The sequence below is a fragment of the Streptomyces sp. NPDC051207 genome, from assembly GCF_040682395.1.
Lineage (GTDB): Bacteria > Actinomycetota > Actinomycetes > Streptomycetales > Streptomycetaceae > Streptomyces.
This window is the reverse complement of record NZ_JBFBAX010000003.1, coordinates 1-18,838: the sequence shown is the minus strand read 5'-3', so window position 1 is coordinate 18,838 and position 18,838 is coordinate 1. Positions and strand designations below refer to the sequence as shown.

The 18,838-nt window shown below is 71.1% G+C and carries 20 protein-coding genes, 1 rRNA gene and 1 pseudogene; 12 read left to right on the top strand and 10 right to left on the bottom strand.

From position 1 onward, the window contains the following. Positions 1-74 precede the first annotated feature (74 nt). The 3 genes from AB0M97_RS03610 to AB0M97_RS03600 all read left to right on the top strand — a co-directional run bounded on the left by AB0M97_RS03610 (position 75) and on the right by AB0M97_RS03600 (position 1,190). Positions 75-191, top strand: a complete 117-nt coding sequence (locus AB0M97_RS03610) for an SGM_5486 family transporter-associated protein (protein WP_365959059.1) — start codon at positions 75-77, stop codon at positions 189-191. A gap of 186 nt (positions 192-377) precedes the next feature. Continuing rightward, entirely contained in the window at positions 378-584 is a 207-nt protein-coding gene (locus AB0M97_RS03605) for a hypothetical protein (RefSeq protein ID WP_365959058.1), read from the top strand. An 87-nt stretch (positions 585-671) separates the two neighbouring features. After that, entirely contained in the window at positions 672-1,190 is a 519-nt protein-coding gene (locus AB0M97_RS03600; RefSeq protein WP_365959057.1) for a histidine phosphatase family protein, read from the top strand. Positions 1,191-1,302: 112 nt separating this feature from the next. On the opposite strand, the gene serB is transcribed toward AB0M97_RS03600, so the two are convergent. From serB to AB0M97_RS03585, 3 genes and pseudogenes are all read right to left on the bottom strand, one after another. Continuing rightward, a complete protein-coding gene (serB, locus tag AB0M97_RS03595) occupies positions 1,303-2,511 on the bottom strand; it encodes a phosphoserine phosphatase SerB (protein ID WP_365959056.1) in 1,209 nt (402 codons plus the stop codon). 475 nt (positions 2,512-2,986) lie between these two features. Further along, positions 2,987-3,127 (bottom strand): annotated as a pseudogene (locus AB0M97_RS03590) (hypothetical protein); the annotation flags it as partial. A 229-nt stretch (positions 3,128-3,356) separates the two neighbouring features. Next, positions 3,357-3,626 (bottom strand): streptophobe family protein, encoded by a 270-nt coding sequence (locus AB0M97_RS03585; RefSeq protein ID WP_365959055.1) that lies wholly within the window; start codon positions 3,624-3,626, stop codon positions 3,357-3,359. 294 nt (positions 3,627-3,920) lie between these two features. Between AB0M97_RS03585 and AB0M97_RS03580 the strand changes: the two genes are divergently transcribed. Further along, positions 3,921-6,425 (top strand): FHA domain-containing protein, encoded by a 2,505-nt coding sequence (locus AB0M97_RS03580; RefSeq protein ID WP_365959054.1) that lies wholly within the window; start codon positions 3,921-3,923, stop codon positions 6,423-6,425. 83 nt (positions 6,426-6,508) lie between these two features. Here the strand turns inward: AB0M97_RS03580 and AB0M97_RS03575 are convergent, their stop codons facing one another. The 3 genes from AB0M97_RS03575 to AB0M97_RS03565 all read right to left on the bottom strand — a co-directional run bounded on the left by AB0M97_RS03575 (position 6,509) and on the right by AB0M97_RS03565 (position 9,378). Continuing rightward, entirely contained in the window at positions 6,509-7,255 is a 747-nt protein-coding gene (locus tag AB0M97_RS03575; RefSeq protein WP_365959053.1) for a transglycosylase SLT domain-containing protein, read from the bottom strand. 306 nt (positions 7,256-7,561) lie between these two features. Continuing rightward, positions 7,562-8,683: an S-adenosylmethionine:tRNA ribosyltransferase-isomerase gene (locus tag AB0M97_RS03570; RefSeq protein WP_365959052.1), complete on the bottom strand. Its 1,122-nt coding sequence runs from the start codon at positions 8,681-8,683 to the stop codon at positions 7,562-7,564. After that, a complete protein-coding gene (locus AB0M97_RS03565; RefSeq protein ID WP_365959051.1) occupies positions 8,680-9,378 on the bottom strand; it encodes an SDR family oxidoreductase in 699 nt (232 codons plus the stop codon). The genes AB0M97_RS03570 and AB0M97_RS03565 overlap by 4 nt, the downstream gene beginning before the upstream one ends. 248 nt (positions 9,379-9,626) lie before the next feature. Here AB0M97_RS03565 and AB0M97_RS03560 point away from each other — a divergent pair, with 248 nt between their 5' ends. The 3 genes from AB0M97_RS03560 to AB0M97_RS03550 all read left to right on the top strand — a co-directional run bounded on the left by AB0M97_RS03560 (position 9,627) and on the right by AB0M97_RS03550 (position 11,731). After that, complete coding sequence (locus tag AB0M97_RS03560) at positions 9,627-10,772, top strand: GAF domain-containing sensor histidine kinase (protein WP_365959050.1); 1,146 nt, start codon at positions 9,627-9,629, stop codon at positions 10,770-10,772. Continuing rightward, complete coding sequence (locus AB0M97_RS03555) at positions 10,765-11,406, top strand: response regulator transcription factor (protein WP_365959049.1); 642 nt, start codon at positions 10,765-10,767, stop codon at positions 11,404-11,406. The genes AB0M97_RS03560 and AB0M97_RS03555 overlap by 8 nt, the downstream gene beginning before the upstream one ends. Before the next feature lie 112 nt (positions 11,407-11,518). After that, on the top strand, positions 11,519-11,731 hold the full coding sequence (locus tag AB0M97_RS03550) for a chaplin (protein WP_365959048.1): 213 nt from the start codon (positions 11,519-11,521) through the stop codon (positions 11,729-11,731). Between the two features lie 145 nt (positions 11,732-11,876). Here the strand turns inward: AB0M97_RS03550 and AB0M97_RS03545 are convergent, their stop codons facing one another. Continuing rightward, entirely contained in the window at positions 11,877-12,665 is a 789-nt protein-coding gene (locus AB0M97_RS03545) for a hypothetical protein (protein ID WP_365959047.1), read from the bottom strand. Between the two features lie 152 nt (positions 12,666-12,817). Here AB0M97_RS03545 and AB0M97_RS03540 point away from each other — a divergent pair, with 152 nt between their 5' ends. From AB0M97_RS03540 to AB0M97_RS03530, 3 genes are all read left to right on the top strand, one after another. After that, a complete protein-coding gene (locus tag AB0M97_RS03540; protein ID WP_365959046.1) occupies positions 12,818-13,615 on the top strand; it encodes an ABC transporter ATP-binding protein in 798 nt (265 codons plus the stop codon). Positions 13,616-13,698: 83 nt separating this feature from the next. Beyond that, positions 13,699-14,130 carry an NfeD family protein gene (locus tag AB0M97_RS03535; RefSeq protein ID WP_365959045.1) on the top strand — a complete coding sequence of 144 codons (432 nt, stop codon included), beginning with the start codon at positions 13,699-13,701 and terminating at the stop codon, positions 14,128-14,130. A 140-nt stretch (positions 14,131-14,270) separates the two neighbouring features. After that, positions 14,271-15,221, top strand: a complete 951-nt coding sequence (locus AB0M97_RS03530; protein ID WP_365959044.1) for an SPFH domain-containing protein — start codon at positions 14,271-14,273, stop codon at positions 15,219-15,221. Between the two features lie 107 nt (positions 15,222-15,328). Here the strand turns inward: AB0M97_RS03530 and AB0M97_RS03525 are convergent, their stop codons facing one another. The 3 genes from AB0M97_RS03525 to AB0M97_RS03515 all read right to left on the bottom strand — a co-directional run bounded on the left by AB0M97_RS03525 (position 15,329) and on the right by AB0M97_RS03515 (position 17,399). Continuing rightward, positions 15,329-15,835, bottom strand: coding sequence for an HNH endonuclease (locus AB0M97_RS03525; RefSeq protein ID WP_365959043.1), 507 nt, complete (start codon positions 15,833-15,835; stop codon positions 15,329-15,331). Between the two features lie 201 nt (positions 15,836-16,036). After that, the gene (locus AB0M97_RS03520) at positions 16,037-16,576 is read right to left on the bottom strand and encodes a YbhB/YbcL family Raf kinase inhibitor-like protein (RefSeq protein WP_365959042.1); all 540 of its coding nucleotides are present in this window, start codon (positions 16,574-16,576) and stop codon (positions 16,037-16,039) included. 40 nt (positions 16,577-16,616) lie between these two features. After that, positions 16,617-17,399: a sporulation protein gene (locus AB0M97_RS03515; protein ID WP_365959041.1), complete on the bottom strand. Its 783-nt coding sequence runs from the start codon at positions 17,397-17,399 to the stop codon at positions 16,617-16,619. Between the two features lie 171 nt (positions 17,400-17,570). Between AB0M97_RS03515 and AB0M97_RS03510 the strand changes: the two genes are divergently transcribed. Together AB0M97_RS03510 and AB0M97_RS03505 are read left to right on the top strand one after the other, a co-directional pair. Beyond that, positions 17,571-18,221: a DNA-3-methyladenine glycosylase gene (locus AB0M97_RS03510; protein ID WP_365959040.1), complete on the top strand. Its 651-nt coding sequence runs from the start codon at positions 17,571-17,573 to the stop codon at positions 18,219-18,221. A gap of 526 nt (positions 18,222-18,747) precedes the next feature. Further along, positions 18,748-18,838 (top strand): 16S ribosomal RNA (locus tag AB0M97_RS03505); the annotation flags it as partial.

The window sequence follows — 18,838 nt, the reverse complement described above, 5'->3', positions numbered from 1 at the left end:
CGGGCGCACCGGCCCCGCGCGGATCCCCGCCCCCGGTGTCGGTGTCCGGGCCGCCCGGGTGCGAGACTTGCCGTATGCCAGTGCTCGACCCGAACCCCCGCAACGGCCAGAAGAAGATGCTGCTCGTCTTCGGCGCCTTCTTCGCCATCTTCGTGATCATCGGCGTTGTCGCGTCCCTCGCGGCACCCTGACCGGACCCCGCCCGGCCCGCCGATGGTAGGGCTGGCACCCCCATCCCTTAGGGGGCCAGGTTCAGGGTCACCTGGGTGGATCTCCGGATGGGCCGACGGCCGCGGATTCCGTAGCTTCGAGATGTGGCCGCGTACGGCGGACCACGCGGCGCGGACCACTCGTCCCGGAGACCTGCGGAGGCACCCATGTCGGCCCCCACGCACACCCGGCCCCACCCGGCATCCCCGGTCGGCGCCGACAGCAGGCTGCCCTGGTGGGCCCTCGCCCTGCCCACGCTGTCCTTCGTCGCCCTGCTCGCGCTGATACTGCACCCGTCCGACGCCCACGCGGGCGCCGGCGGCCCGGCGGTCACCCAGGTCCTCGACCACCTGCGGCATCTGATCATGCGCTGACCGCGTGCCGACCGGGCACCGGGCGGAGTCCGGGACGGCCGTCAACTCCCTGCGCCTCATGGCCTGTTTCGTGCGAAGCTGGGACGCATGAGCGCCGCAGAACCCCGCAGGATTGTCCTTTTCCGGCATGCGAAAGCCGACTGGCCACCGGTGACCGACCACGAGCGACCGCTCGCCGAGCGGGGGCGCATGGACGCCGCGTTCGCCGGACGCAAGCTGGCCGACACCGGTATCCCCTTCGACCTGGCCCTCTGCTCCACCGCGACCCGGACCCGCGAGACCTGGAAGCTCGCCGTACACGAGTTCGAGCACCGACCGAAGACCGTGTACGAGGAGCGGATCTACGAGGCCTCGCCCGGCGAGCTGATCACCGTGCTCAACGAAACCCCCGACGACGTGCGCAACGTCCTGATGATCGGCCACAACCCCGGCATCCACGGCCTCGCCGAAGTCCTGGCCGGCTCGGCCGAGGGCGGCGTCCGTGACCGGATGGTCCGCCGCGGCTTCCCGGCCGCCGCCTTCGCCGTCCTGACCGTCACCGGGGACTGGAAGTCCGTGGAGCCCGGTGTCGCCACCCTGGTCGACTACTGGGCGCCCTCGGAGTAGGCCCCAAGGCCACTCGGGGCCGACCGGCAGACAGGCGACGAGGGCCCGGCACCGGGTGGTGCCGGGCCCTTCACGTGCCTGGGGCGGGCCCCGTAAAGGCGGGGGAGCCGGCTCAGTGCGCGTCGAGGGTGTCCGCCGCCTCGACCTCTTCGCGGGTGACGCCGAGCAGATACAGCACGGTGTCCAGGAACGGCACGTTCACCGCCGTGTGCGCGGCCTCCCGCACCACCGGCTTGGCGTTGAAGGCGACACCGAGACCGGCCGCGTTCAGCATGTCCAGGTCGTTGGCGCCGTCACCGATCGCCACCGTCTGCGACAGCGGTACGCCCGCCTCCGAGGCAAAGCGGCGCAGCAGCCGCGCCTTGCCCGCCCGGTCCACGATCTCGCCGGTGACCCTGCCGGTCAGCTTCCCGTCGACGATCTCCAGCGTGTTCGCCTGGGCGAAGTCCAGACCGAGACGCTCCTTGAGGTCGTCGGTGACCTGCGTGAACCCGCCGGACACGACGCCGACCTGGTAACCGAGCCGCTTCAGCGTACGGATCAGGGTGCGCGCGCCGGGCGTCAGCCGCACCTCGCTGCGCACCTTGTCGACCACCGACGCGTCCAGGCCCGCCAGGAGCGCCACGCGCGCGTGCAGCGACTGCTCGAAGTCCAGCTCGCCGCGCATCGCCGCCGCCGTCACCTCGGCGACCTTGTCCTCGCAGCCGGCGTGCGCCGCGAACAGCTCGATCACCTCGTCCTGGATGAGCGTCGAGTCCACGTCCATGACGACCAGCCGCTGCGCGCGCCGGTGCAGACCCGCGGCGACGACCGCCACGTCCACGCCGAGCGCCGCCGCGTCCGTGACCAGGGCGGTGCGCAGCGGCTCGGTCTCGACGCCGGACACCGCGAACTCCACCGCGGTCACGGGGTACTTGGCGAGCCGGAAGATACGGTCGATGTTGCCGCCGGTCCGGGTGATCCGGGCGGCGATCGCGGCCGTCGCCTCCGCGGTGAGCGGGTGGCCGAGCACGGTGACCAGGGAGCGGCCGAGGCCACGCGGACGGTTGTCACCGATGCCGGAGATGATCTCCGCCTGCATCTTCATCGACTCCGCCCAGCTGTGGACGGTCGCCCGCAGCTCGCCCTCCATGCCCTGAGGCGGCTCCGTCACGAGCGCGCACAGAACGATCCGGCCCCGGGTGACGACCTGCTCGATGTCGACCACGTCGAGGGAGAAGGCGGCGAGGGTGTCGAAGAGGCCGGCCGTGAGGCCCGGCCTGTCCTTGCCGAAGATCTTGACAAGGAGCGTGGGGACGTCGGAGGTCTGCGATGCGCTCATGGTGCTTCCACCGTATCCGGCACGCAGTGCCCTCCGCCCCCGAGGTCCGCCAGCCGGACAGGGAACAGTGGGTGTCCCGGTGGTTGCGGCGGGCTGCCTGGCTTGTGTGCGGAGGGGGGGCATCACCGCTCGCCGTTCGGCTTGCGCCCACCCCCAGTCCCCTCACCGCCCTCCTCCGAGCTCCGTGCATCCCCCGCCTCCCTCGCTTCCCCGCGTTCCTCCGGCAGCCGCGGATACGGATGGGCGGCCGGGTTCGGCGGCCGGTGCGGCGTACTCGGCGTATACGGACCGAGCCGCCCGGCCGGAACGTCGCACCGTGGACACGGACAACAGCGTCCCCACCCGCCGCGCCCGCCTTGCTCACCGCGTCAGCCACTGGCATCGGTGCCGCTCTCCGCCCCGCCGCCCCGGTCACCCACGCCGGCACCGCCCCGACGGCAGCGGCGCCCGCGCCCCACGCTGCCCCGAGCAGCACAGCCGGGCCGGGGCGACTGTGCAGTTCGACGCCGGCGCCGAGCACGTCGACGCCGAGCACCGGCAGCGAGGCGCCCACGGACACGTCCATCAGCCACACGAGCACCGGCAGCGTCACCGCGGGCACCACCCCGAGCCGCACCGCACACCACCCGACGAACGACACACCACGCCCGGTCGCACGAGCAACGTACGCACCCGAATCCGCACCACCAGAGCCGTCGACACACCCTCCGCCCCCCCCGTCAAAACCCCCGCCAACAACATCACCATCCCCGCGCCGACCCCCAGCCGCCCCGCCCGGGCCAGGAGTTCGGCCGGCGGAACCGCAACTCCCGCGCTGCGCAAGGACCGCAGGAAGACGTATGACATCAGCAGCGCGCCGGCAGGCTCACGCCGAGTGGCGTGATCTGGACGGCGGTGGGGGTTTCGGCGCCGTGCAGACCGAACACGGACACGTCGCTGGAGGGGGCGACCGAACCGCACGCGCCGAGTGCCACGGCCGCCGCGGTCATCGGCCCGAGCGCGGCGGTGGCGTCCGCGTCCAGCAGGTGCGGGCCGAGCGCCGCGACGCCCGCCATGGCGGTCAACGCCCAACTCGCCGCGGCCACCGCGGGCACCAGGACGTCTGCCCACGGCACGCGTGGGCCGTGCCTCCCGGCCGCGGTGCGCACGGCAGAGTTCATGGCGGGCCCCCGATCGCCCCCCGATCCGCGGCACGGCGGATGCCGTGCATGTCCCCCTCGCAGGGGATTGCCACTCTTCGGGCCGTTTTCCACCTCGTGAACGGAAACGAGCGAAGCGCCCTCGCGCGGTCTTCACAAGGCCCGACTTTCGGTCAGGGGTCCGAGCCTGAAATAGTTCCCCCCGATGTTCGACATCCCTAGACTCCCCGCAACGGGGGCAATTCGGGGGACAACTCAGTGGGGCATGGAGTGCCGGAACTCGTACTGGAATTCAATGGACGGACATGGACGCTCGATCCGTCCAGGTCTTACACGCTCGGACGCGATCCGCAGGGGGACGTCGTGTTCGACGACGCCAGGGTCTCCTGGCGCCACGCCACGGTCGGTTTCAACGGCCGTGGCTGGATCGTCGAGGACCACGGCAGCACCAACGGCACGTTCGTGCAGGGGCAGCGGATCCACCATGTGGAGATCGGCCCGGGCACGGCCCTGAACCTGGGCAACGCGACCGACGGACCGCGGGTGGCCTTCTCGGACGCCGCCGTCGCGACGCCGCAGGCACAGCCCCAGCAGCAGCCGTACGCGGCGCAGGGCGCGAACCCCGGCTGGGCGCCGCAGACGCCGCCGCAGCAGGCCCCGCGGGCCGGCTGGCAGCAGCCGCAGCAGCCCGCCGCGCACATCCCGCAGCAGCAGGCACCCGGTGGTGGCGCGGGGGCGCCGCCGGTCTACGGCGACCGCAGCCCGACCACGTTCCACCAGTTCGCCCTCGGCCGTGTGATGCGCATCGGCCGTGCCCTGGAGAACGACCTGGTCGTCTCCGACCTCCAGGTCTCGCGGCACCACGCCGAGTTCCACTCGACGCCCGACGGCCGCATGGAGATCCGCGACCTGGGCTCGCACAACGGCACGTACGTCAACGGCCAGCCGATCGCGAAGGGCGGCTCGCAGCTGCTCGGCCCGACCGACATCGTCGGCGTCGGCCACTCGACGTTCCGCATCGTCGGCGACCGGCTCGAGGAGTTCGTCGACACCGGTGAGGTGTCCTTCTCCGCGCGCCACCTGACCGTCACGGTCGACGGCGGCAAGCAGATCCTGAAGGACGTCTCCTTCGGCGTGCCGGAGAAGTCGCTGATCGCGGTCATCGGACCGTCCGGTTCCGGCAAGTCGACGCTGCTCAAGGCGCTCACCGGCTACCGCCCGGCCGACCAGGGCGAGGTCCTCTACGACAACCGGAACCTCTACAAGCAGTTCGCCGAGTTGCGCCAGCGCATCGGTCTGGTCCCGCAGGACGACATCCTGCACAAGGAGCTGACCGTCAAGAAGGCCCTCACGTACGCGGCCAAGCTGCGCTTCCCGGCCGACACCACGGCCGCCGAGCGCAACGCCCGCATCGACGAGGTGCTGCGCGAGCTCAAGCTCGACATCCACAAGGACAAGAAGGTCACCTCCCTCTCCGGCGGCCAGCGCAAGCGTGTCTCGGTGGCTCTCGAGCTGCTCACCAAGCCGTCGCTGATCTTCCTGGACGAGCCGACCTCCGGCCTCGACCCGGGCATGGACCGCGACGTCATGCAGTTGCTGCGCGGCCTCGCCGACGACGGCCGTACGGTCCTCGTCGTCACGCACTCGGTGGCCGAGCTGGCGCTGTGCGACAAGCTGCTGGTGATGGCGCCGGGCGGTTCGGTCGCCTACTTCGGCCCGCCCGAGGAGGCGCTGAACTTCTTCGGCTACGACACCTGGGCCGACGTCTTCTCCGCGTTCGAGAACTACCGCGACTACGACTGGGCGGGCCGCTGGAAGGGCTCGCAGCACTACCAGATGTACGCCGCGGACATCGACGCCGTCGCCCCGCAGTCCGTACAGATGCCGCCGATGCAGGCCATGCGCCCGCCGAAGCCGCAGGGCTGGATGTCGCAGTTCGTCACGCTGGTGCGCCGCTACGTCTCGGTGATCGCCTCCGACCGGGGCTTCCTGGCGCTGATGCTGATCCTGCCGGCCGTCCTCGGCGCGGTGAGCCTGCTCATCGACCCGGACCGCGGTCTGCTGCCCAACCCGGCGCACCCGCAGACCGGCCGCGTCATCCCGAACGGCACGGCCACCACGGTCCTGCTGATCCTCGCGGTCGGCGCCTGCTTCGCCGGTGCCGCCAACTCGGTCCGTGAGCTGATCAAGGAACGGGTCATCTACGAGCGGGAGCGCGCGACCGGCCTGTCCCGGTCGGCGTACCTGATGTCGAAGGTGTTCGTGCTCGGCATGATCACCGTGCTGCAGGGCCTGCTGGTCGGTGTCATCGGTTTCTCCACCCGGGAGATCCCGGAGGAGGGCCTGGTCCTTGGCGGGCTCACGCTGGTCGAGCTGTCCCTGCCGATCATGGCGCTGGGCTTCACGTCGATGATGTTCGGCCTGATCATCTCGTCGCTGGTGAAGACGGCCGAGAAGACGATGCCGCTGCTGGTGATGTTCGCCATCATCCAGGTGGTGTTCACGGGCTGCCTGTTCGCGCTGAACGGCACGGCCGGCGTCAACCAGTTCTCGTTCCTGATGCCGTCGCGCTGGGCCGTCGCCGCCGCGGGCGCCACGCTGGACTTCAACCGGATCAGCCCGCCGGAGGAGGGCGCCGGCACGGACCCGCTGTGGGACCACACGGTGACCGCCTGGACCATGGACATGGCCGCCCTGCTCTTCCTGGGCGTCGTGTGCGGCTTCTTCGTGGCCCGCTTCCTGCGCCGCCACGAGCCCGAGGTCATGCGCAACTGACCGCTCCCGTTCGTGCCCGAAGGGCGGCGCTCCGTCAGGAGGGTGCCGCCCTTCGGCGTCTGCGAGAGAGGTCCGCGCCGACCTCAGTACGCGCTGTTGACGTTGTCGATCGAGCCGTAACGGTCGGCCGCGTAGTTGGCAGCGGCCGTGATGTTGGAGACCGGGTTCCAGATGTCCTTCGGGGTGCCGGACACGTGGTACGCCTCGAACGTCGGCGGGATCACCTGGAGCAGGCCCTTGGACGGGATGCCGTTCTGGGCGTTGATGTCCCAGAGGTTGATGGCCTTCGGGTTGCCCGAGGACTCCCGGATGATGTTCTTGTGCAGCCCGTGGTAGGAGCCCGGGATGCCCTTCTTCTTCATGATGTCGAGGGCCTCACGGATCCAGCCGTCGAGGTTGTTGGCGTAGGTCTTCTTGACCGGGGCGCGCTGCGCGGAGCGGCTGGCGGCCTCCTTGGCCCTGCGCTCCTGCGCGGCCTTCTCGGCGGCGGCAGCGGCGGCGGCCTTCTTCTTGGCGGCGGCAGCGGCGGCGGCCTTCTTCTTCGCGGCGGCCTGGGCAGCAGCCTTCTTCTTCGCCTCGATGGCCTCGACCTTGAGGTTCGCCTCGGCGAGCTGGTCGGTGACGCTGGTCTTCACGTCGGTGATGCGCTCGGAGCTGTACTTCACCGGAGCGGCGGACACGGCCTCGCTCGTGGTCGTCGTCGACGCGTTGCTGGGCACGGCCGAGAAGGCCAGGGCGGAGACGCCGAAGGCGGCGGCACCGGCAACAGCGATCTTGTGCTTGCGGTTCAGGGCACGACTGGGACCACGGTTCAGGCTGATCTTGGGCATGGCGATTGGACCTCTTGGGATAGCGCGGAGGTCGCTCGTCGTCCGGTGGGGACACGGGTGCTTCCTGCACAAACGCCGCGGTGGAACCCGCGGCGCTGAGCGACGTGAGCCATTGTTAGCGGCCGCAAAATCCCGTGGCAAAGGTGTGACGTACGAAGCCCGGTAGTGGATCTAGAAAGGGTAAAGCGGGGCAGATCGGACCATCCGCCCCGCCCATGTGGCGCGACTTGGGGGTGTTTACCTCCTATTGACGTTCGTACGTGACCTACGCCCTATGCCCGGGCTCACACCCCGCCTCTCCCCGTCTCACCGGCTGTCTGCCGTGCGCTGCTCTGCGTGAGCAAACTCCGGGCCCGTGGACGGCAGGACGAGATGGACGTCCCCGAACTCGTGCCACAGGTAGCGCCCGCGCAGTGCCTCCTCGTAGCCGCGCTCCACCGCCGCCCGCCCCGCGACCGCCTCCAGCATCAGCAGATGCGAGGCCGCCGGCTCGTGCAGCCCCGTCAGCAGCCCGTCCACCGCCCGCACCCCGCGCTCCGGGGTCACCACCAGATCGGTCCACCCCGACCGCGCCCGTACGACCCCGTCGGCGCCGGCCGCCGACTCCACGGCCCGCACGGCGGTCGTGCCCACCGCGATCACCCGCCCGTCACCCGCGCGCACCGCGTTGACGGACCGCGCCGACGCCTCCGGCACCGCGAACCGCTCCGGATACGGCGGCTCGTGCGCCTCCGCCGAGGCCACCCCGGTGTGCAGCGTGACCGGCGCGAACTGCACCCCCCGGCTCACCAGCTCCGCCACCAGCCGCGCGGTGAACGGCCGCGCCGCACTGGGCATCTCCGCACTGCCGAGCCCGTCGGGTGAGGCAAGCGCGAACACCGTCTGGTACACGGACAGCGGCTGGTCCCGTTCCGTGTACGCGTAGCGGATGGGCCGCCCGTGCTCCCGCAGCATCCCGGGCACCCCCGGCCCCGACGCCCACGCCCACCACAACCGGTCGCTCCCCGCGTCCAGCGGCTCCGCCAGCTCCAGCCGCACCCCGCCGGGCAGCCACACCCGCGTACCCGCGGGCCCGCCCGCACGCGCGCGTGTCGTGCCCCGTCCGTCGGGCTCCCGCAGCTCGACCGCCCACCGGCCGTCGTCCCCCAGCGTGGAGAAGTGCACCACCACACGCGCGTGCCCGACCCGCCCGTCGACGGCCGCGGCCAGCGTGGCCGAGGTGTTGACGACGAGCAGATCACCGGCCCGCAGCAGCCGCGGCAGCTCCGCGAACGCGTGGTGCGACACCTCGGTCCCGCGCGACACCAGCAGCCGTACGGCGTCCCGGTCCAGCCCGGGGCCGCGCTGCTCGGCCGGCACCCGCGCCGACAGCTCCGCGGGCACCCGCCACGCCCGCTCCCGCACGGGAACCCCCGCGGCCCGCGTCACCGCCGTCCCTCCAGCAGCGCCGGGGCGGCATACCGCCCGCTCACCGGCCGCTCGTCCAGCAGCCGCAGGAAGGCCGGCGCCACCTCGGCCGGATCGGGCCGCGGACCGTCGTCGTCCGGTACGGCCGCCGCGTACAGGTCCGTCGCCATGTCCCCGGGGTCCACCGCCCACACCCGCAGGTCCGGCTCCTCCACGGCGAGGACGGCCGCGAGCTGGTCCAGCGCCGCCTTGGACGCCCCGTAGCCGCCCCACGTGCCGTACGCCTCCGCCGCCGCGTCCGAGCTGACCGCGATCACCGTGCCCGCCCGGGAGGCCCGCAGCAGCGGCAGCGCCTCCTGGACCAGGCCCAGCGCCGCCACCGCGTTCACCTCCAGCGCCCGGCGCAGCCCCTCCAGCGGCAGCTCCTCCAGCGTCACGAGCGGCTCGGCGCCCAGCGCGCTGGCGTTGTGCACCAGCAGGTCCACCCCGCCCAGCCGCCACGCCGCCGCCACCAGCTCCGCGCGGTGCCCGGCGTCCGTGACGTCCCCCGGCAGGGCCGTGACCCGGGTGCCGTGCGCGGACACCGACCCGGCCGCCTCCGCCAGCGGGACCGCCCCCCGCGCGTCCAGCACCAGATCCCAGCCCCGCGCGGCCAGCGCCCCGGCGAGCGCCAGCCCCAGCCCCTTCGAGGCCCCTGTGATGATCGCAACCGGCATGACATCCGTCCCCTCGTCGTCGAACGCCGCCCCGTCGGGCGTGCCCTCAACCTAGGAACCGGCCCGCCCCGGCCGCCTCGGGCGCCGGACGCAGACCCCGGGGCACTTCGCCCTACGCCCCCGTCCCCGGGCCCCCGGCCCTACACCCGCGGCCCGGACGGAGGGCCGGGGACCTAGGACCACCGGCCCGGCGAGGGCCGCCAGGCGCCCGATCCGCACTGTCGGCCCCCGCCGGTACCGTTGAGGACATGAGCCACGGACCGCGGTCCGGCCTCGCGGCGGTGAGTTCCGCGCTGCTGGCCATGAGCAGGCACCTGGAGGTGCGCGACGTCCTCAAGACGATCGTCGCCTCGGCCCGCGAACTGCTCGACGCGCAGTACGCCGCGCTGGGCGTCCCCGACGACCACGGAGGCTTCGCGCAGTTCGTGGTCGACGGGGTCAGCGACGAGCAGTGGAAGGCCATCGGCCCCCTCCCGCGCCAGCACGGCATCCTCGCCGCGATGCTCCACGAGGCCCGCCCCGAGCGCCTCGCCGACGTCCGCGAGGACCCGCGCTTCGGAGGCTGGCCCTCCGCCCATCCCGACCTGGCCGACTTCCTCGGCCTGCCCGTCCGCGACGGCGAGGACGTCATCGGCGCCCTGTTCCTGGCGAACAAGAACTGCCCCAGACCCCACGGCGGCTGCGGCTTCACCGAGGACGACGAGGAACTGCTCGGCATCCTCGCCCAGCACGCGGCGATAGCCCTCACCAACGCCCGCCTCTACGAGCGCAGCCGCGAACTCACCATCGTCGAGGAACGCTCCCGCCTCGCCCACGAACTGCACGACGCGGTCAGCCAGAAGCTGTTCTCGCTGCGCCTGACCGCCCAGGCCGCGGCCGCCCTGGTCGACCGCGACCCGGCCCGCGCCAAGGACGAGTTGCAGCAGGTGACCGCGCTCGCCGCGGAGGCCGCCGACGAACTGCGCGCCGCCGTCGTGGAATTGCGCCCCGCCGCCCTCGACGACGACGGCCTCGTCGCCACCCTGCGCACCCAGACACAGGTCCTCGACCGCGCCCACACCGCGCGCGTGACGTTCACCAGCCACGGCGTACGGGCCCTCCCGTCCGCCCAGGAGGAGGCCCTGCTCCGGGTCGCCCAGGAGGCCCTGCACAACGCGCTGCGGCACTCCGGGGCGGACCACGTCGACGTGACCCTGGACCGGGTCGGCGGCGGCGCCGTCCTGCGGGTCACGGACGACGGCTGCGGCTTCGACCCGCGCTCGGTGCGCCGCGCGGGACGCCACCTGGGCCTGGTCTCCATGCGGGACCGGGTCGGCGGCGTGGGCGGCCGCCTGACGGTGGAGTCGATGCCCGGCAAGGGCACCACCATCGAGATGGAGGTCCCCGGTGGCTGACGCGATCAAGGTGCTGCTCGTCGACGACCACCAGGTGGTCCGCCGCGGCCTGCGCACCTTCCTCGAAGTGCAGGACGACATCGAGGTCGTGGGCGAGGCGGCCGACGGCGCCGAGGGAGTCGCCCGCGCCGAGGAGCTCAGGCCCGACGTCATCCTTATGGACGTCAAGATGCCGGTCATGGACGGCGTCGCGGCGCTGCGCCGCCTCCACGAACTCGGCAACCCCGCGCGCGTGCTGATCGTCACCAGCTTCACCGAACAGCGCACGGTGGTCCCGGCACTGCGCGCCGGCGCCGCCGGATACGTCTACAAGGACGTCGACCCCGACGCCCTGGCCGGCGCGATCCGCTCCGTGCACGCGGGCCACATCCTGCTCCAGCCCGAGGTCGCCGGCGCCCTGCTGTCCCAGGAGGAGACCAACTCCGGGCAGGGCAGGGGCGGTTCGCTCACGGAACGGGAGCGCGAGGTGCTCGGCCTGATCGCGGACGGCCGCTCCAACCGGGAGATCGCCCGCGCCCTCGTCCTCTCCGAGAAGACGGTGAAGACGCACGTGTCGAACATCCTGATGAAACTCGACCTGGCGGACCGCACCCAGGCGGCCCTGTGGGCCGTACGGCACGGCCTGTGCGGCTGACCGGAGACCCGGAAGGTTCCCCTCCAGGCTGAGATTCATACTGTCGTGGGAATGTCCCCCACATGGCGCACCCTCCGCCCACCCCGGCCGTTCTTCGGAGCGTGCCGCGACGATGATGGCGGGCGGTCTGGCCGCCGCCGGTGCGGGCATGGCCTCCGCCACCGACGGCGCGCACGCCGCGGGCCGGACCGCGGCGTCGCCGGGCGTCGGCTCCGGCAACCTGATCCAGGCCCCGGCGCACATCCCGGTCAACGCGGTGGGCGACTCGGTGACCGTCATCGGCGCGCTGAACCCGGCCTTCGGCAACCTCGGCCTGAACCCCTGACCCGCGGCCGCCACGCCGGGGAACCGACCGTGCATCCCGCGGGGCACGCGTGCAGCCCGGCGCGGCGCGGTGGACGCGGGCGGCACCCCGTCAACGCCGGACGGGCACACCCCGCCCGGTCGCACGGCGGCACATCGGCCGGCGCTCAGCGCACCCCCCGCTCCCGCTCCTCCACCACGGAGTTGTACGCCGCGACCTGCGCCCGCCGGGCCGTCCGCTCCACCGGCCGCAGCGCCTCCGCCCGCGCCGCCATCTCCGAGGCGCTCACCGCCCCGCCGTGCCCGTTGTCGTACGCCACGGAGATCAGCAGCCCCACCCGCTGCGCGAGTTCCAGCACCCGCACCGCCCGCGGCGGATACCCCGGGGCCAGCACCTGCCTGCCCGCCTCGGCCCGCGCCCGGTACGCGTCGATCGCCGCCTCCGCCACGGGCCCCGACCCGGCCACGTCCAGCCGCGACAGCACCTCGGTCGCATCCCGCAGCGCCTCCGCCAGCTCCCGCTCGGCCTCCCCGAGCGAGGGCACATCGGCGGGCGGCGCCTCCCGCACCGGCAGGCAGTGCCACACGACCTCGACATGCACATCACCGTCGGGCCCGGCCTCGTACACCTCGGGCACCAGCCCGAAGGCAGCGCCGTGACACACCACGGCCTCCTCCGCCTCCAACGCCCGCGCGTTGAACTCCGGCGGCCCGCTCAGCCCCAGCGGATGCCCCGGCGCGGGCAGCGCCACCCGCAGCGCGGTCACCCCGAGCGTCCGCAGCCGCCCCAGCGCGAGCGTCAGCCCGACCGGCGCGGACTCACCCGGCAGTCCCTCCACCCGGTGCACGGCGTCCTCACCGACGATCGCGAGCACCGCCTCATCCGGGGAGACATGTCCGGCCAAAAGGGCATTACCCCACGAGGCCAGTCGTCCAGAGCGTGGTTCCGAGAGCATGCCCCCCACCCTAAGGACAGGACCGATGGAATGGATGCGCCGACCGGTGGCGTAGATTTCCTAGAGGGCTGCGCCCATCGGCGCGGCGGACCGAGCCACAGGCCAATGCGACAGCCGAGACCGGCCACACTGCAAGGGGAGACAACGCGCTCATGAGCGATGTTCTGGAGCTTCAGGACGTATCCGTGGTCCGCGAGGGCCGGGCTCTGGTGGACCAGGTCTCCTGGTCGGTGAAAGAGGGCGAGCGCTGGGTGATCCTCGGCCCCAACGGCGCCGGCAAGACCACCCTCCTCAACGTCGCGTCCAGCTACGTCCACCCCAGCACGGGCACCGCCACCGTCCTCGGCGAGACCCTCGGCAAGCCCGGCACCGACGTCTTCGAACTGCGCCCCCGCATCGGCATGGCCGGCATCGCCATGGCCGACAAGCTCCCCAAGCGCCAGACCGTCCTGCAGACCGTGCTGACCGCCGCGTACGGCATGACCGCGCACTGGCAGGAGGACTACGAGGACATCGACGAGCAGCGCGCCCGCGCCTTTCTCGACCGCCTCGGCATGTCCGAATACCTGGACCGCAGGTTCGGCACCCTCTCCGAGGGCGAGCGCAAGCGCACCCTCATCGCCCGGGCCCTGATGACCGACCCCGAACTGCTCCTCCTCGACGAGCCCGCCGCCGGCCTCGACCTCGGCGGCCGCGAGGACCTCGTACGCCGCCTCGGCCGCCTCGCCCGCGACCCCATCGCACCGTCGATGATCATGGTCACGCACCACGTCGAGGAGATCGCCCCCGGCTTCACCCACGTCCTGATGATCCGCCAGGGCAAGATCCTCGCCGCCGGACCGCTCGAGCTGGAACTCACCTCCCGCAACCTCTCCCTCTGCTTCGGCCTGCCCCTCGTGGTCGAGCAGGTCGGCGACCGCTGGACCGCGCAGGGCCTGCCGCTGTCCTGAAAACCCAAAAACCCGCCCGCGCACGCACGTTGAAATGATCGGCGCCCTGTCGGCGACCGGCTCCCCGGTCCTACCATGACCATGTGGACATCGACGCATGGGTGTGGTGGCTGGTAGGAGCGGCAGCGCTCGGCATCGGGCTGGTGATCACCGCCATGCCCGAACTCGCCATGCTCGCGGTGGGCGCCGTCGCCGCGGCGGTGGTCTCCGGCCTCTTCGGCGGCGGCGCCGTCGCCCAGGTCGTGACCTTCGTCGTCGTCTCGACCGCCCTCATCGCCGCAGTACGGCCCATCGCCAACCGGCACCGCTCACAACGACCCGAATTCGCCAGCGGCGTGGACGCGCTCAAGGGCAGGACAGCCGTCGTGCTGGAACGCGTCGACGCGAACGGCGGCCGTGTCAAGCTCGCCGGAGAAGTCTGGTCGGCACGCGCCCTCGACACCGGGAGCGCGTACGAAGTCGGACAGGAAGTGGACGTCGTGGACATCGAGGGGGCCACGGCCATCATCATGTGACCTCGCACGACGCGGACTGCGCCGAACGCCCCACGCGGCACACGACGGTCTGTCAGACTCGACCAGCAAGATCTTCAACAGCCGTAGGATCTTCGGATCTTCCACGAGCGCCGAGGCGGAGAAGGGTACGGGGAACGTCGATGGAACCGGTCATCATCGTCCTGATCATTCTGGTGGTGTTGGTCTTCATCGCCCTGATCAAGACGATCCAGGTCATCCCACAGGCAAGCGCCGCCATCGTGGAGCGCTTCGGCCGCTACACCCGCACGCTCAACGCGGGCCTCAACATCGTCGTCCCGTTCATCGACACCATCCGCAACCGCATCGACCTGCGCGAACAGGTCGTCCCGTTCCCGCCCCAGCCGGTGATCACCCAGGACAACCTGGTCGTCAACATCGACACCGTCATCTACTACCAGGTCACCGACGCCCGGGCCGCCACCTACGAGGTCGCCAGCTACATCCAGGCGATCGAGCAGCTCACCGTCACCACCCTGCGCAACATCATCGGCGGCATGGACCTGGAGCGGACCCTGACCTCCCGCGAGGAGATCAACGCGGCCCTGCGCGGCGTCCTCGACGAGGCCACCGGCAAGTGGGGCATCCGCGTCAACCGCGTCGAGCTCAAGGCGATCGAGCCGCCCACCTCCATCCAGGACTCGATGGAGAAGCAGATGCGCGCCGACCGCGACAAGCGCGCCGCGATCCTCCAGGCCGAGGGCGTCAGGCAGTCCGAAATCCTGCGCGCCGAGGGCGAGAAGCAGTCCCAGATCCTGCGCGCCGAAGGCGAGGCGAAGGCCGCCGCACTGCGCGCCGAGGGCGAGGCCCAGGCCGTCCGTACGGTCTTCGAAGCGATCCACGCCGGCGACCCGGACCAGAAGCTGCTGTCCTACCAGTACCTCCAGATGCTTCCGAAGATCGCCGAGGGCGACGCCAACAAGCTCTGGATCGTCCCCAGCGAGATCGGCGACGCCCTCAAGGGCCTGTCCGGCGCCATGGGCAACTTCGGCGGCCTGGGCGGCGGTTCCGGCAGCGGTGGCGGCGCGAGTGTCCCGGCCCAGGAACGCCGCGAGAAGCCGTCCATCGACTGACGGCACGGAGAAAGAAAGAGTTCCCCGCACCCCAAAGGGGCGCGGGGAACTGCGCGACAAGCCAGAAACGCACCGTCACGGGCACAACAACCCGAACCCGGCGGACGCTAGGCCGCATCCACCGCCAGCCAGTCCGGCAACGCATCGAAGTCGTCCCTGGCCAGCGCCAGCAACATCGCATCGGCCGGCGTCGGTTCGAACGGCTCCCGCAGCAACGGCATCCCCGCCTGCTCCGGCGTCCGGTTCGCCTTGCGGTGATTGTCCTCCGCGCACGACGCCACCGTGTTCAGCCAGGTGTCCTGACCACCCTGCGACCGCGGCACCACGTGGTCCACGGTCGTCGCCCGCCGGCCGCAGTACGCGCACCTGTGCCGGTCCCTCACCAGGACACCCCGCCTCGACCACGGAGCCCGTCTTCGGAACGGCACCCGTACGTACTGGCACAGCCGTATGACCCGGGGCGCCGGTATGTCGACCGCGGCTCCCCGCATACGCAGCTCGGGGTGGGCCTGCTCGACGACGGCCTTGTCCTGGAGCACCAGAACGACGGCTCGGTTCAGCGTCACCGTCGACAGCGGCTCGAAGCTCGCGTTGAGTACCAGCGTGTCCCGCATACCAGCCCACCTCCCGTGTGCACCGGCCCACCCCCCTGGCGGGCTGGGACCAACTCTGGCCGGGCACGCCGAGATGGACAACGCAATATCTGCTGCTCCGCGAGAGCTGCCCCTCGCGGCCCCCGGCAACGAAAAAATGCCCGCCCCTGATCACTTCCAAGACCAGGGGCGGGCAAACGTTCCGTGAACGCCCGGAACTGCTCAGTCTTCGGCGGGCACCTCGTACTCACCGATCAGCTGGGCCCGCGCGATCGTGTGGAACCGCAGGTTGAAGCCCACGAAGGCGGGCGTCGCGTCCGCGTCGGGTCCGAGCTTCTCCTGGTCAACGGCGTACACCGTGAACACGTACCGGTGCGGACCGTCCCCGGGCGGCGGCGCGGCACCGCCGAAGTCCTTCGTCCCGTAGTCGTTGCGCACCTGGATCGCGCCCTCGGGCAGCCCTTCGAACTTGCCGCTGCCCGCACCCGCCGGCAACTCCGTCACCGAGGCCGGGATGTCGAACACGACCCAGTGCCAGAACCCGCTGCCCGTCGGGGCGTCCGGGTCGTAGCAGGTCACGGCGAAGCTCTTGGTCTCGGGCGGGAAGCCCTCCCACCGCAGATGCGGCGAGGTGTTGCCGGCCGCGTGGACCTGAGCGTCCTTGAGGGTCGCGCCCTCCTCGACGTCCTCACTCGTCACCGTGAACGACGGCACGGGCGGATGGAAGTCGTGGGGGAGCGGCCGCCTCTTGAGCTCGGTCACCTCGGTACCTCCTGATCGGTTCGTTCCGTAGGTGTCGAGCCTAGAACCAGTTCCGCTTGCTGCCGACCTCCGACAGCCACTGGTTGAGGTACGCCGCCCAGTCGGTCCCCTGGTAGTCGTTCAGCCCGACCTGGAACGAGCGGAACGTGTCGCTGCCCTCGCTGAACAGACCCGGCCTCTTGTCCATCTCCAGCACGACGTCCATCGCGTTCTCGTCGGCGACGAAGCTCAGCTCGATCTGGTTCAGCCCGCGGTACTGCTGCGGCGGGAAGAACTCGATCTCCTGGTAGAACGGCAGCTTCTGCCGCGTACCGCGGATCTGCCCGCGCTCCATGTCCGCGTTCTTGAAGCGGAAGCCCAGCTGGATGAACGCGTCCAGGATCGCCTTCTGCGCCGGCAGCGGGTGCACGTTGATCGCGTCCAGGTCACCGGAGTCCACGGCCCGGGCGATCTCCAGCTCCGTCGTGACACCGATGTTCATCCCGCGCAGCGGCTGACCGTCGATCGTGGTGATCGGCGTCTCCCACGGGATCTCCAGGCCGAACTGCACCGCGTGCACCGCGTTCGCCTGAAGCTCGAAGGCACCGCCGAGGCGCTGCTTCGCGAACTCGATGTTCTGCTTGTACTCCTCGTCGCCGCTCTCCACCTCGACCTTGGCCTGCAGCCCGACGGACAGCCCTTCGATCTGCTGGTTCACGGACCCGCCCTGGATGCGCACCTCACCCTGGACGACACCGCCCGGAACGACATTCACCTCGTTCAGCACCGTCTCGACGGAGGCTCCGCCGGCCCCCAGGCTCGCGAGCAGCTTCTTGAACGCCATGTCTCTCCCTCTCCGGACGGGCCCCGCGGCCCGGCACGTGTTGCGTGAACCGAGATCCTCTGACCTCTACCAACGCGATCCGGCGGTGGCCGGTTCCGTACTCACCCTCGCCAGGGCGGAACCCGCTGACCACCCCGTGGCCCCGGCCCGCCTCCAGTACCCTCGGAGGGCATGATCGCGAGCCCCGACCGTACGCCCCTGCCCAGAGAGTTCTTCGACCGCCCCGTCCTCGAGGTGGCCCCCGACCTCCTGGGCCGCATCCTGGTGCGCAGCGACCCGGACGGCCCGATCGCCCTGCGCCTGACAGAAGTCGAGGCCTACGACGGCCAGAACGACCCCGGCTCCCACGCCTACCGGGGCCGCACGCCCCGCAACGACGTCATGTTCGGCCCGCCCGGGCACGTGTACGTCTACTTCACCTACGGCATGTGGCACTGCATGAACCTGGTGTGCGGCCCCGAGGGGAGGGCGAGCGCGGTCCTGCTCCGCGCGGGCGAGATCGTCGAGGGAGTCGAGTGGGCCCGCAAGCGTCGGCTTTCGGCCCGCAACGACAATGAACTGGCCAAAGGCCCGGCGCGGTTGGCCACGGCCCTGGACGTCGACCGCACCCTTGACGGCACGGACGCGTGCGCTGCCGGAGACACCCCGCTGCGCGTCCTGACGGGCAGCGCCGTACCGCCCGACCAGGTACGCAACGGCCCGCGCACCGGGGTGTCCGGCGACGGCGGCAACGGTGACGTCCATCCCTGGCGGTACTGGATCGCCAACGACCCGACGGTGAGCCCGTACCGGGCGCATGTGCCGAGGCGCCGCCGAAGTTGACCCGGGCCCCACGGAGTGCGTAATGTAGTCCGAGCCGCTGAACCGGGTACGGCGATCGCCTGCAGCCGGAGCGGCCAACCCACTACCTACGATCACCCCTCAGCGGGGTCGAATTCGGCGTGCTGGCATGCCCGAATTCGAAGCCTGCGGACCTCGATTATGAGTTGGGCGGAGGATCGGCTAGCGTAGTGAATGCCGAAAGGCCGACGAGCGAAAGCGAGAAGGTCTGTCGATTTCCCGCCGACAGGGAATCGGGTCGAAAAGGATCTGGTAGAGTCGGAAACGCAAGACCGAAGGGAAGCGCCCGGAGGAAAGCCCGAGAGGGTAAGTACAAAGGAAGCGTCCGTTCCTTGAGAACTCAACAGCGTGCCAAAAGTCAACGCCAGATATGTTGATACCCCGTCTCCAGCTTCTGCTGGGGCGAGGTTCCTTTGAAGAATACACAGCGAGGACGCTGTGAACGGTCGGGCTCATTCCGCCTGGCTGTTCCGCTCTCGTGATGTGTCACCCGATCACGGGTAGAGCATTCACGGAGAGTTTGATCCTGGCTCAGGACGAACGCTGGCGGCGTGCTTAACACATGCAAGTCGAACGATGAACCACTTCGGTGGGGATTA